The organism is Streptomyces sclerotialus (assembly GCF_040907265.1).
In the GTDB taxonomy this organism is placed as follows: Bacteria; Actinomycetota; Actinomycetes; order Streptomycetales; family Streptomycetaceae; genus Streptomyces; species Streptomyces sclerotialus.
The window spans coordinates 7,030,953-7,042,741 of record NZ_JBFOHP010000002.1; the positions used below are offsets into that span (position 1 = coordinate 7,030,953).

The window sequence follows — 11,789 nt, forward strand, 5'->3', positions numbered from 1 at the left end:
GGCCCGTACAGGACGGGCCGGGGCCCCCTTGTGTGTGCCGTGCCGAGGAGGCTCAGTCCTCCAGCAGGCGGTCCCGCAGCCGGCCGCGGGTCTCGGGGGTGAGCTTCAGGCCCTCGGTGAGGTACGCCTCGGTGGAGCCCCAGGTGGTCTCGATGGTGTCGAAGGCGGCGTGCAGGTATTCCGCGCGGGCGTCGAAGAGCGGCGCCAGCAGGGCCATGACCTCCTCGGACATGCCGGCCGCCGAGCGGTCGGAGCGGCGCACCTTGTACCGGCGGCGCGGGTCGTTGGACTCCAGGTAGTCCGCCTCGATGGCCTCGCGGTCGACGCCCACGGCGAGCAGCGTGACCGCGATGGACAGGCCCGCACGGTCCTTGCCGGCCGCGCAGTGCATGAGGGCGGGCACGCTCTCCTCGGCGAGGGAGTGCAGCACGCGGCTGTGGTCGGCGGTGCGGGTCGAGATGATGTGCCGGTACGTGCGGGCCATCCGGCCGGCCGCCTGGCCGTCGCCCAGCGCGGCGCGCAGCTGGTCCAGCTCGCCGTCGCGCACCATCGCCCAGAACTCCGCGCCGTCGGCCGGGTCGGTCAGCGGGATGTTGACGTGGCGCACGCCGGGCAGGGTGACGTCCGGGCCTTCGAGCTTGATGTCGGCGGCGTTGCGGAAGTCGAAGATGGTGTGCAGCCCGAGGGTGCCCAGGAAGGCGGCGTCCGCCTCCGTGGCGTGCGCCAGGTGGCCGCTGCGGAAGAGCCGTCCGTGCCGCACCCGCCGCCCGTCGACCGTCGGGAGCCCGCCGACGTCGCGGAAGTTGCGCACCTCCGCGAGCAGGGGCTCGGTCGGCTGGACTCGCGGCGGCTGCTGCGTCGTCACGGGCGCGCTCCTTTGACGTCGGCCGCCGACGCTGCTCGTCGGCGAGCGGGCTGTTCCGACCATACGGCACTGGTGCAATAGGCAACTAGCTCGTCCGGCCACTGATCCCGACCGTATGACGTCGCCATTCCGCCGTTCGGCGCCTACTCGGCGCCGGTATGTGGTCGCTCGGCGCTCATCCGGGCCCGTGACGGGCGTTCGCTCTTATTCCGACTTGGGCAGAATTTGACTGAGTGGCAATCATCACCTGTCGTCAACCCCTGGTTACGATGGCGTAGGTCACGCCCGAAGGTGAAGTATGTCCTGACGTGGCAGAGGATTCGAAGAAGATAAGCAGCAGCGAAGCTGGCTCGATCGGGTCGTACGCAGCCGTCGGGGACAGCTTCACCGAAGGCGTCGGCGACCCCGGCCCGGACGGCACGTTCATCGGCTGGGCCGACCGGCTCGCGGTTCTGCTCTCCGACCGACGCCCGGAGCACGACTTCCGGTACGCCAACCTCGCCGTACGGGGCCGGCTCCTGGACCCGATCGTCGCCGAGCAGGTCCCGCGCGCCAAGGAGCTGGGCCCGGACCTGGTGACCTTCTGTGCCGGCGGCAACGACATCCTGCGGCCCGGCTCGGACCCGGACGCCGTCGCCGAGCGCTACGCCGCCGCCGTCGCCGACCTCAAGGAGTCGGTGGGCACGGTCCTGCTCTGCACCGGCTTCGACACCCGTGACATCCCCGTGCTCAAGCACCTGCGCGGCAAGATCGCGACGTACACCGCCCACGTCCGGGCCATCGCCGACCGGTACGACTGCCCGGTCCTGGACCTGTGGTCGCTGCGGTCCGTGCAGGACCGCCGCGCCTGGAGCGACGACCGGCTGCATCTCTCGCCCGACGGCCACACCCGGGTGGCGCTCCGTGCGGCCCAGGTCCTCGGCCTGGACGTACCGGCCGACCCCGACCAGGCCTGGCCCCCGGAGACCGCACGCTCGGCGGCGGTCGCCCGCCGCGAGACCATCCACTGGGCGCGCGAACACCTCGTGCCGTGGATCGGGCGGCGGCTGCGCGGCGAGTCCTCGGGCGACCACGTCACGGCCAAGCGGCCCGAGCTGGCACTGCTGGCGGGCGACACCGCGCTCGCCGGTGCGGTCGTCCCGCCGCGGTCCGCTGACGACGCCCCGTCGGTGGCGTCCCGCCGGGCCGGCTGATACCCGGGATCGGCTGGTCCGCGCGAGACCGGCTAGTACGCGAGATCGGCCCAGACGACCCGGCCCCGGCCGGTGCCGTCGGGCCGTACGCCCCAGTCCTCGGAGACGGCGCCGACCAGCAGCAGGCCGCGCCCGCACTCCCGGTCCGTACTGCGCGGCTGCGCCTGCGGCCGGGAGTCGCCGTGTCCCTGGTCGGTGACCGCCACGCGCAGCCGTGCGCCGCCGAGGGTCAGCTCGCAGTGGACCCACTCGCTGTCGGTGTGCCGCACGGCGTTGGTGAACAGCTCCGAGACCACCAGCTCGGCGTCGTCGCGCACCTGCTCGACGGCGCCCCATTCCCGCAGCGCGGCGGTGACTCTTCGGCGGGCCTCCGGGACGGAGGTGCGCAGCGCCGGCAATTGGAAGGCGTCGCTGAGGAGTTCGACGGCGACGCCGCCGCATCCCCTTAACGATGCCGCGTTGTGGGAGGAAGGCACTCCGCAACTATGTGCGATGTTGGACAACCTTGGCAAGGATCAATCTGCAAATTGCAGAATCGACATCGCAGTCTGTTCGCACTTCTGATGGCATGACACACTGCTGACCACGGAACTCAGTTGGAGGAGATCACAAGTGGTGGACGCACGGTCGGGCGGCGCTCCGACCGTCCTGCGGGTTGTCCTCGGCAAGAGGCTGCAGGACCTTCGCGAGAAGGCCGGACTCACCTTCGAACAGGCCGCCGACGCCCTGGACGTCACGCACGCGACCGTTCGCCGCATGGAGAAGGCCGAGGTAGGCCTCAAGATCCCGTACGTGGAGAAGCTGCTCGCCACCTACGGCGTCACCGACACCGAGGAGAGCGAGACCTTCATCGCGCTCGCCCGGGAGGCCAACCGCCCCGGCTGGTGGCACCGCTTCCGGGACGTCCTGCCCGACTGGTTCAGCGCGTACGTCAGCCTGGAGAGCGCCGCCAACCTCATCCGCGCCTACCAGCCGCACTACGTACCGGGGCTGCTGCAGACCGAGGGCTACGCGCGCGCCGTGCTGCACGCCGGCATGCCGCACGCCGCCCAGGAGGAGATCGACCGCTCCGTCGACCTGCGCATGGCACGCCAGTCGCTGCTCAGCCGCGACAACGCCCCCATGCTGTGGATGGTCCTGGACGAGACGGTGCTGCGCCGCCCGGTCGGCGGCCCCGAGGTCATGCGCGCGCAGCTCGACCGGCTGATCGAAGCCACCGAACTGCCCAACGTCCGGCTGCAGATCATCCCGTTCGCCACCGGCCCGCACCCCGCCATGTACGGGCCGTTCCACATCTTCCGGTTCCCCATCCCGGAACTGCCCGACATCGCGTACGCGGAGAGCCTGGTCGGCGCCGTGTACTTCGACCAGCGCGGCGATGTCTCGCAGTTCCTGGAGGCGCTGGACCGGATGTGCGCGCAGGCCGCGCCCGCACACCGCACCGCAGCCCTTCTGAGTGGCTTTCGCAAGGAGATCTGAACCATGGATCGCATACGCATCTACAACGGCATGCCCGCCAGCGAACTGGGCAGCGAAGGCTGGCACAAGCCGTGGAGCGGCGGCAACGGCGGCGAGTGCGTCGAGGCGATGAGACTGCAGGACGGCCGGGTGGCGCTCCGCCAGTCCACCGATCCCAACGGCCCCGCGCTGATCTACACCCACGGCGAGATCGAGAGCTTCATCCGGGGCGCGAAGGCCGGCGAGGCCGACTTCCTGCTGCACGCGGCGCCCTGCGGATGCGGAGAGATGAGGACGGCGTGAGCGACATCGTTTTCCCGGCGCACGGCGATCCCGCGGCGGACCGCGGTTTCGCCGCCGAGGAGATCGACACCAGCAGGCCGCACCCGGCCCGGATGTACGACTACTACCTCGGCGGCTGGGACAACTACGAGGTCGACCGCGAGGCCGCCGACCAGGTGATCCGCGTGCACCCGCAGGTCCGCGACAGCGCCCGCGCCAACCGCGCGTTCATGCGGCGCGCCGTCCGGGACGCGGCGGACAGCGGCATCCGGCAGTTCCTCGACCTCGGCACCGGCATCCCCACCTCGCCCAGCACCCACGAGGTGGCCCGTGAGAGCGCGCCGGACGCGCGGGTGGTCTACGCCGACAACGACCCGATCGTCGCCACCCACGCCGACGCCCGGCTCACCGCGGCGCCCGGCACCGGTTTCGTCCTCGGTGACGTACGCGAGCCCGCCGCGCTGCTGGCAGCCCCGGCGGTCCACCGGCTGATCGACTTCGGGCAGCCGGTGGCCGTACTGCTCGTCGCCGTACTGCACTTCCTGCGCGACGACGAGGACCCGGCCGGCGTGGTCACCGCGCTCGCGGACGCACTGCCCGCCGGCAGCCGGCTGATCCTCTCGCACGCCACCGGCGAGCCGTACGAGGAGTACGCGGAGGGCCGTACGGACGAGGTGGCGCGGGACGGTGTCCTGGACGTCTACAAGAACGCCACAGCCACGCTCAACCTCCGTGACAAGGCCGCGATCCAGCGGCTCTTCGGCCCGTTCCGGCTCCAGGAGCCCGGCGTCGTACGGGTCCCGCTGTGGCGCCCGGACGGCCCCGTGCCCACCGCCGAGGAGATCAACAACACGATCTTCTACGGCGGAGTGGGCATCAAGGAGTGAAGCTCACAGGCTGAGGCTCACGGGGTGCGGCTCACGGAAGTGAAGTTCACGAGGTGAGCGAGGGGGCCCGCAGCTCAGCGGCGGGCTCCTCCTCTTCCGCCGCTGCCGCGAGCAGTTCGTCCGCCGAGATGAGCGCCGTGTGCGTGCCCTCCGACGTACAGGCGTGCGCGCCGGCGAGCGTCCCCAGGCGGGCGCACTCCTCCAGGTCGCGCCCGGCCAGCCGGCCGTGCAGGAAGCCGCACACGAACGCGTCGCCCGCGCCGTTGCTGTCCACCACCGGCGCCGACGGCACGGCCGCGGGGACGTGCCGCGGGGTGGAGTCGTCCGGGGTGAGCAGGTACGCGCCGCCGGCGCCCGCCGTGGCGATCACCGCCTCGGCGCGGCCCTCCCGCAGGATCTCCCGCATCACCGCGCCGATCCGCTCCCCGGCGCCGGCCGCACTGAGGAACACCAGATCCGACCGGAGCGCGAACTCCCGGTGGTGGTCGGCGAGCCCGTCCCAGTCGTGCAGATCGGTGGAGACGGGGACGCCCAGCTCCTGGATGTCGTCGTACAGGAACCGGGCGAAGTGCATGATCGACAGGTGCACATGCCGCGTCCTGCGGAGGTACGGGAAGTAGTGCTCGGGCGGCATCCGCAGGTCGAGCGGGTCCCGGCCGTCGTAGAAGGACGTGCGGCGGCCGTCCGGGGAGACGAGGTTCACCGCGCGGCGCGTCCCGTGCGGGGAGATCATCGGATCGAAGTCGACGCCGGTGCCCCGCAGCCGCTCCCTGACCAGCTCACCCTCGTGGTCCGCGCCGATGAAGTCCACGAACGCGGTGGACAGCCCGAGCGCCGCACAGCCCAGCGCGACGCCCGTACCCGTATGCCCGGCCCACTCCCGGATCGGCGGTACGGCGAAGGAGTCGGCCTGCGGTACCGGCAGCGCGCCGACCCGGACGATCGTGTCCACACCCGATCCACCGACGACCAGCACGTCGTACGGCTGGGTCGGCCGGGTGTCCTGCTGGAATCCCTGCTGGAATGTCACAAGTGTCCTTGAATCCCTGGCTGGTGAGACCGATGACGGCCCATCGGGAGCCGCTCCGGGGAGTGTAGACGCCACGCACCCCGCACAACGGCAAGTGACCACCCCGTCACTCCCCGGGACGTTCTCCGCGCCCCCGCCACCACCGCTTTCCGGACAGCTCCCGCCCCGCACCCGCCCCACCCGGCCCGTCCCGCGCCCCGTGCCCCGGCGTGCCGCTCAGCTCGTGGTGCCCGCGCCCGCCCCGCGCCGGCCACGGCTCCACTTGGCCGATACCCGACGCCCCGCCGGACCGGGTGATGATGGAGGCATGGAGGGCGAAGCGGACGGACTGTTCCCACCCGAGGCGTTCCCGCGCGAGCGGACGGAGCCGGCACCCGGCGCGGTGCACGTACCGGACTGGCTGGACGCGGGGGAGCAGCGGGAACTGCTGGCGGCGTGCCGGGACTGGGCCAGGCCGCCGGCCGGACTGCGGACCGTACGGACCCCGGGCGGCGGCGTGATGTCCGTCCGGCAGGTGTGCCTCGGACGGCACTGGAGCGCGGTGCCCCGCTGCCCGTACTGCCGCCGCGCGGTCCGGCACAACCCCGGCTGCCCGGGCCGGCACTCCTACCCGTACGCCTACTCCCGCACCGTCGTCGACGGCGACGGCGCACCCGTGAAGCCCTTCCCCGGACGGCTCCGCACGCTCGCCGGCCGGGCACTGCGCGCGGCGTACGGCAGCGGGGCCGACGCGGCACCGTACGCGCCCGACGCGCCGTACGACATCGCCCTGGTCAACTTCTACGACGACACCGCCCGGATGGGCATGCACCAGGACATCGACGAGGACTCCGGCGCGCCCGTCGTCTCCCTCAGCCTCGGCGACACCTGCCTCTTCCGCTTCGGCAACACCGAGACCCGCAACCGCCCCTGGACCGACGTCGAACTGCGCAGCGGCGACCTCTTCGTCTTCGGCGGCCCCTCCCGACGGGCGTACCACGGCGTCCCCCGCACCAGCCCCGGCACGGCTCCCGCGGCACTCGGCCTGAAGGGCCGCGTGAACCTCACCCTCCGCGTCGGCGGTCTCGGCCACCCGGCCGCAGGCCCCTGAAAAACCGCATGCGCACCCACCGCGCCCGGCGGCACGCTGACCTATGGACTGGACGACGACACACGACCTCGACGCCTTTCTGGCCACGGCGGGCGACTTCCTGCGGACCCGCCCCGACGAGCACACGCAGCTGCTCAGCGTCACCGCCACGCTGGCCGCCTCGGGCCCGGCGGCCTACGGCGACCGGCCACCCCGGTACGGCTGGTGGCAGGGCCCGGACGGCCGCGTCGACGGCGCGTACGCATGGACCCCGCCCCGCCCGCCCCTGCTCTCCCCGATGCCGGACCGGGCGGCCGCCGCCCTCCTTGACGTCCTCGCCGCCGGACCGCTGCCGGTCGGCGGGGTCAACGGCACCCGGGCCGCCGCCGACGCCTTCACCGCGGCCTGGCAGCACCGCACGGGCCGCGCCGCCCGCCTCCGCACGCACCTCCGGCTCTACCGGCTGGAGAAGCTGACCCCGCCCGACCCGGAGCCGCGCGGCCGGGCCCGCACCGCCACCGCCGCCGACCGGGCGCTGCTGGTGGACTGGTGGGGCGAGTTCGCCCGTGAGAGCGGCGGCGAGCCGCACGGACACGCCGGCTCCGTCGACGACCGGCTCACCTACGGCGGGCTCACGCTCTGGGAGGACGGCGGCCGCCCGGCGGCCTTCGCGGGCGTCTCGCGCACCGTCGGCGGCATGGCCAAGGTCGGGCCCGTCCACACCCCGCCCGCGCTGCGCCGCAACGGCTACGCGGCGGGCGTCACCGCCGCCGTGTCCCGCGGCGCGCTCGCGGCGGGCGCCGGGCAGGTGCTCCTCTTCGCCGACGCCGCGAACCGCACCAGCACCGCCCTGTACGAGCGGCTCGGCTACCGCCGGGCCGGCGACCACCGCCGGTACGACTTCCCGCCGGCCCCCTGAGGACCGGACGGCACGCCCGGCTCATCCTCGCCACGCGTCGTCCCGCGTTCTGTGGGTACCCCTCACCCGTCCGGCGGTACGCGGAATGCCCGGGCCGGTCGCGCGGTTGTCCGTCGAGGGTGATGGTGTTGTGTCCGGGCGGTGCGGCACCGCGGTCGTCGTCGTCCGCCGGGCCCGCACTTTCCGTCGACCGTCCCGAACCTGGAGGTGTCGTGACCGCTCCCCGCTCTTGGCGTATGAGTTCCGGCTCGTGGCGCACCGCCGCTTTCGGCGCCGTGCCCACAGGAGAGCGGCTGGCCAGGATCCGCCGCTCCCCGCAGTTCGTGGACGGACAGTTCCGCAACCCGGTCGCCACCCGGCAGCTCCGTCAGGGCCAGACCCTGCCGATGGTCCGTACGCAGCTCAACCGGGACGGCAGGCTGCGCCGGGCCCCCGTGGGCGAGATCCCCGTCCACCGGCCGACCGCGGCCGACTGGGGACGGCCGCCCGCCTCCGGGCTGCGCATCACCTGGATGGGCCATTCGAGCGTGCTGGCGGAGATCGACGGACAGCGGGTGCTCTTCGACCCGGTGTGGGGCGAGCGGTGCTCCCCGTTCACCTGGGTCGGCCCCCGGCGGCTGCACCCGGCGCCGGTACCCCTGACGGAGCTGGCACCGGTCGACGCCGTCGTGATCTCGCACGACCACTACGACCACCTCGACATGCCCACCGTCCAGCAGCTGATCGCCACCGGAACCGCCTTCGTGGTGCCGCTCGGCATCGGCGCCGACCTGGAGTACTGGGGCGTCCCGCCGGAGCGCATCACCGAGCTGGACTGGCACGAGTCGACCCGGGTGGGCGAGCTGACGCTGACCGCCACCCCGGCGCAGCACTTCTGCGGGCGCGGGCTGCGCGGCCCGCAGCACACCCTGTGGGCGTCCTGGGTGGTCGCCGGGCCCGAGCACCGCGTCTACCACAGCGGCGACACCGGCTACTTCGGCGGCTTCGCCGAGATCGGGCAGGCGCACGGCCCGTTCGACCTCACCATGATCCAGATCGGTGCGTACAGCGAGGAGTTCTGGCCGGACATCCACATGACGCCCGAGGAGGGCCTGCGCGCCCACCTCGACCTCGGCGGCGGCCGCCCCGCCGGTGTCCTGCTGCCGATCCACTGGGGCACCTTCAACCTCGCGCCGCATCCGTGGGCGGAGCCGGCGGAGCGTACGGCCGCGGCCGCCGTGGCGGCCGGCGCGAAGCTCGCGGCACCGGTCCCCGGCAAGCCGTTCGAGCCCGCGGACGAGTTCACCGTGGAGCCCTGGTGGCGGGCCGTCGCCGTACCGCCCGCGCACGGCTGGCCGTGCTGGCCGCCGAAGGGACCCGCGGCGATGGCGAGCGGAGCGGGCAGTGCCCCGGCCACGGGGGAATGACCCCGGAACCGGAAGGGAAGAAAAACCCGGCAGCAGAACGGCAGTTCGTGCCCTTCGTACGGTCGTGCGAGCAACTGCCCCTCAGGGAGGTGGCGCGGGGTAGCGAAACCCCGAAGTGCGTCTGATCCGCCCTCCCGCAACAACTAGCGTGCGTGCTCCGCGAACCGCCGACGGCCGATCCGGAGGGCGCCGATGCCTGCTGCATTTCCCCAGGGGACGGGGACAGACGTGCCCCAGGACACCCCCGAATCCCACGGGACCAGGGGGACCAGGGGAATGGTTCCCGCACCGCTGCCCGGACGGCGGCGGGATCGCGAAGGCGCCCGGCACAGCCGCGTACCCCTCCGCGAGACGGCCGCCGACTCCGTCATACGCGTCCGCCTCGTCCGCCTCGCGGCCGTGCCCTGCCTGCTCGTCGCCGCGACCTGCTCCGCCGCCACCGCCTTCGTCGCGCGGTCCGGCGGAGCACCCCTGAGCGGCGCCGCCTGGACGGTGCTCGCCTGCGGCTTCGCGCTCGTGTGCGGCATCACCGCCGTCGCCTGCACGGCCGCCACCGCCGAGGCCCGCGCCACCGTCCAGCGCTACGCCCGGCTCCGGGAGGTCTGCGCCCGCGGCCAGTCCGACCTGTACGCCCTCGTGCACCGTGTACGCCAGGGCGAATGGCTCCAGCAACGCGCCCCCGAACCACTGCCCCGCCCCGCCGGTGACACCCTCGACCTCCTCATCCACGACGTCACCGCCGCCGGCCGGGCCGCCGAGACCGCCGTCATCGACGCCGTCGCGATCACCCGCGGCAACGCCAGCGGCAGCGAGCAGAAGGTCGAGGTCTTCGTCAACCTCGCCCGGCGCCTCCAGTCCCTGGTGCACCGCGAGATCGAACTCCTCGACGAGCTGGAGAACCACGTCGAGGACCCCGACCTGCTCAAAGGCCTCTTCCACGTCGACCACCTCGCCACCCGCATCCGCCGCCACGCCGAGAACCTCGCCGTCCTCGGCGGCGCCATCTCCCGCCGCCAGTGGAGCCGCCCGGTCACCATGACCGAGGTCATGCGGTCCTCCATCGCCGAGGTCGAGCAGTACCCGCGCGTCAAGCTCGTACCGCCCATCGAAGGCACCCTGCGCGGCCACGCCGTCGCCGACGTCATCCACCTCCTCGCCGAACTGGTCGAGAACGCCACCGTCTTCTCCGCGCCGCACACCCACATCCTGCTCCGCGCCCAGCTGGTCACCGCGGGCCTCGCCGTCGAGGTCGAGGACCGCGGCCTGGGCATGGACCTGGCGGAGCAGGACCGGATGAACGCACTGCTCGCCGACCCCGAACACGTCGACGTCGCCGAACTCCTCAACGACGGCCGCATCGGCCTCTTCGTGGTCTCCTCCCTCGCCCGCCGGCACGGCATCGTCGTCCGCCTGCAGAGCAACATCTACGGCGGCGTCCAGGCCGTACTCATCCTTCCCCAGGGCCTGTTGGGCGAGGAGCCCGCCGACGAACAGAACCAGGACGCCGACAGCGCCCCGCCCCCCGCCCCCGCCGCACCGCCCGCCGAGGGGCTCGCGCAGCGCCGCCGCATCGTGCGGACCGCCAACGGCCACGCCGACCCCGGCCCCGGCCCGCTGCCGCCCGCCGCGCCGCTGACGGACCACCCCACCCCGGCCGCCCCCATGCCCGCCCCGGCCCCGCAGCCCGCCGCCGTCGGCGCGCACACCGGGACCACGTACCCCGAGGCCGCGCACCCCGAGGCCGCCCCGGCCGCGCCCCGCACCACCCCCGCCCCGGCCGGCACCACCGCCGGGCCCACCGACCCGCGCCGGGACGCCGCACACGCCGATGCGCGCGGCCCCGGCAGCGGCCGGACCGCGGCGGCGGACGCTCCCACCGCCGCCGCGGTCCCGGAACCCGGCCCCGTCGTCCTGCCCCCGGCCCCGCCCGTGACCACCACCGACCGGCCCCGGCTGCCCCGCCGCCGCAAGCAGGAACACCTCGTCCCCGAACTCCGCGGCGACCCCACCCCGCCCGGCGGCACCCGCGCCTCCGGCCGCCCCGAACCCGAGCACGACCCCGGCCTGATGGCCGCCTTCCGGAGCGGCATCAACCGCGCCGACGACGCCTACGACGCGGCCGTCGCCCGGGTGACCGACCACGACACCGCCCCCGCGTACGGCAGCAGCGCCCCGTACGACCAGACCGGCAACGGAACGGCCGTGAGCCGCCCACGAGGAGACGACCAGAACCATGGTGAGTGACGTTCACGTACAGCCCCAGCGACATGGCGGCCGGCCGACGACCGACCTGTCCTGGCTCCTGACCGGACTCGTACAGCGGGTACCGCACGCCCGCAGTGCCCTGCTGCTCTCCTCCGACGGCCTGGTGAAGGCGGCGCACGGCTTCGAGCCGGACAGCGCCGACCACATGGCCGCGCTCGCCTCCGGCCTCTACAGCCTGGCCCGCAGCGCCGGCGTCCGCTTCGGCGAGGGCGACGACGTCCTCCAGGTCGTCGTGGAGCTGGAGTCCACGCTGCTCTTCGTCTCCACCGCCGGATCCGGTGCCAACCTCGCCGTACTCGCCGGCCGGGAGGCCGACGTCGCCGTGCTCGGCTACGAGATGGGCATGCTGGTCAAGAGCGTACGGCCCTACCTCGCCACGCCCGCGCGGCACCAGACGCGGGCGGGCGGGCGCTGA

The 11,789-nt window shown here is 73.5% G+C and carries 11 protein-coding genes and 1 pseudogene; 9 read left to right on the forward strand and 3 right to left on the reverse strand.

Annotated features, from left to right (window positions below; translation table 11 throughout):
• Positions 1–52 precede the first annotated feature (52 nt).
• Positions 53–865, reverse strand: coding sequence for a tyrosine-protein phosphatase (locus AAC944_RS30955; RefSeq protein WP_030625345.1), 813 nt, complete (start codon positions 863–865; stop codon positions 53–55).
• A 308-nt stretch (positions 866–1,173) separates the two neighbouring features.
• Between AAC944_RS30955 and AAC944_RS30960 the strand changes: the two are divergent.
• Positions 1,174–1,962 (forward strand): annotated as a pseudogene (locus AAC944_RS30960) (SGNH/GDSL hydrolase family protein); the annotation flags it as partial.
• A gap of 128 nt (positions 1,963–2,090) precedes the next feature.
• Here the strand turns inward: AAC944_RS30960 and AAC944_RS30965 are convergent.
• A complete protein-coding gene (locus AAC944_RS30965; RefSeq protein ID WP_368396555.1) occupies positions 2,091–2,534 on the reverse strand; it encodes an ATP-binding protein in 444 nt (147 codons plus the stop codon).
• 136 nt (positions 2,535–2,670) lie between these two features.
• Here AAC944_RS30965 and AAC944_RS30970 point away from each other — a divergent pair, with 136 nt between their 5' ends.
• The 3 genes from AAC944_RS30970 to AAC944_RS30980 are packed head-to-tail and all read left to right on the forward strand — an operon-like array spanning position 2,671 to position 4,685.
• Positions 2,671–3,537 (forward strand): Sco1979 family transcriptional regulator, encoded by an 867-nt coding sequence (locus tag AAC944_RS30970; protein ID WP_030625353.1) that lies wholly within the window; start codon positions 2,671–2,673, stop codon positions 3,535–3,537.
• Positions 3,538–3,540: 3 nt separating this feature from the next.
• Complete coding sequence (locus tag AAC944_RS30975) at positions 3,541–3,819, forward strand: DUF397 domain-containing protein (protein ID WP_030625367.1); 279 nt, start codon at positions 3,541–3,543, stop codon at positions 3,817–3,819.
• Positions 3,795–4,685 carry an SAM-dependent methyltransferase gene (locus tag AAC944_RS30980; protein ID WP_051872449.1) on the forward strand — a complete coding sequence of 297 codons (891 nt, stop codon included), beginning with the start codon at positions 3,795–3,797 and terminating at the stop codon, positions 4,683–4,685. The genes AAC944_RS30975 and AAC944_RS30980 overlap by 25 nt, the downstream gene beginning before the upstream one ends.
• Positions 4,686–4,731: 46 nt before the next feature.
• On the opposite strand, the gene AAC944_RS30985 is transcribed toward AAC944_RS30980, so the two are convergent.
• Positions 4,732–5,658 carry a carbohydrate kinase family protein gene (locus AAC944_RS30985; RefSeq protein WP_051872450.1) on the reverse strand — a complete coding sequence of 309 codons (927 nt, stop codon included), beginning with the start codon at positions 5,656–5,658 and terminating at the stop codon, positions 4,732–4,734.
• A gap of 364 nt (positions 5,659–6,022) precedes the next feature.
• Here AAC944_RS30985 and AAC944_RS30990 point away from each other — a divergent pair, with 364 nt between their 5' ends.
• The 5 genes from AAC944_RS30990 (at position 6,023) to AAC944_RS31010 (ending at position 11,789) form a co-directional block, all read left to right on the forward strand.
• The gene (locus AAC944_RS30990; RefSeq protein ID WP_030625375.1) at positions 6,023–6,805 is read left to right on the forward strand and encodes an alpha-ketoglutarate-dependent dioxygenase AlkB family protein; all 783 of its coding nucleotides are present in this window, start codon (positions 6,023–6,025) and stop codon (positions 6,803–6,805) included.
• A gap of 43 nt (positions 6,806–6,848) precedes the next feature.
• On the forward strand, positions 6,849–7,703 hold the full coding sequence (locus AAC944_RS30995; RefSeq protein ID WP_030625378.1) for a GNAT family N-acetyltransferase: 855 nt from the start codon (positions 6,849–6,851) through the stop codon (positions 7,701–7,703).
• 236 nt (positions 7,704–7,939) lie between these two features.
• Positions 7,940–9,109: an MBL fold metallo-hydrolase gene (locus AAC944_RS31000; protein WP_030625381.1), complete on the forward strand. Its 1,170-nt coding sequence runs from the start codon at positions 7,940–7,942 to the stop codon at positions 9,107–9,109.
• A 276-nt stretch (positions 9,110–9,385) separates the two neighbouring features.
• Positions 9,386–11,353: a sensor histidine kinase gene (locus tag AAC944_RS31005; RefSeq protein ID WP_368396560.1), complete on the forward strand. Its 1,968-nt coding sequence runs from the start codon at positions 9,386–9,388 to the stop codon at positions 11,351–11,353.
• Positions 11,343–11,789: a roadblock/LC7 domain-containing protein gene (locus tag AAC944_RS31010; protein ID WP_030612605.1), complete on the forward strand. Its 447-nt coding sequence runs from the start codon at positions 11,343–11,345 to the stop codon at positions 11,787–11,789. The genes AAC944_RS31005 and AAC944_RS31010 overlap by 11 nt, the downstream gene beginning before the upstream one ends.

Coding starts and splice junctions, on each gene's coding strand:
- AAC944_RS30975 (WP_030625367.1), top strand. CDS start 3,541: ATGGATCGCATACGCATCTACAACGGCATGCCCGCCAGCGAACTGGGC.
- AAC944_RS30995 (WP_030625378.1), top strand. CDS start 6,849: ATGGACTGGACGACGACACACGACCTCGACGCCTTTCTGGCCACGGCG.
- AAC944_RS31010 (WP_030612605.1), top strand. CDS start 11,343: ATGGTGAGTGACGTTCACGTACAGCCCCAGCGACATGGCGGCCGGCCG.
- AAC944_RS31005 (WP_368396560.1), top strand. CDS start 9,386: ATGGTTCCCGCACCGCTGCCCGGACGGCGGCGGGATCGCGAAGGCGCC.
- AAC944_RS31000 (WP_030625381.1), top strand. CDS start 7,940: ATGAGTTCCGGCTCGTGGCGCACCGCCGCTTTCGGCGCCGTGCCCACA.
- AAC944_RS30990 (WP_030625375.1), top strand. CDS start 6,023: ATGGAGGGCGAAGCGGACGGACTGTTCCCACCCGAGGCGTTCCCGCGC.
- AAC944_RS30980 (WP_051872449.1), top strand. CDS start 3,795: ATGCGGAGAGATGAGGACGGCGTGAGCGACATCGTTTTCCCGGCGCAC.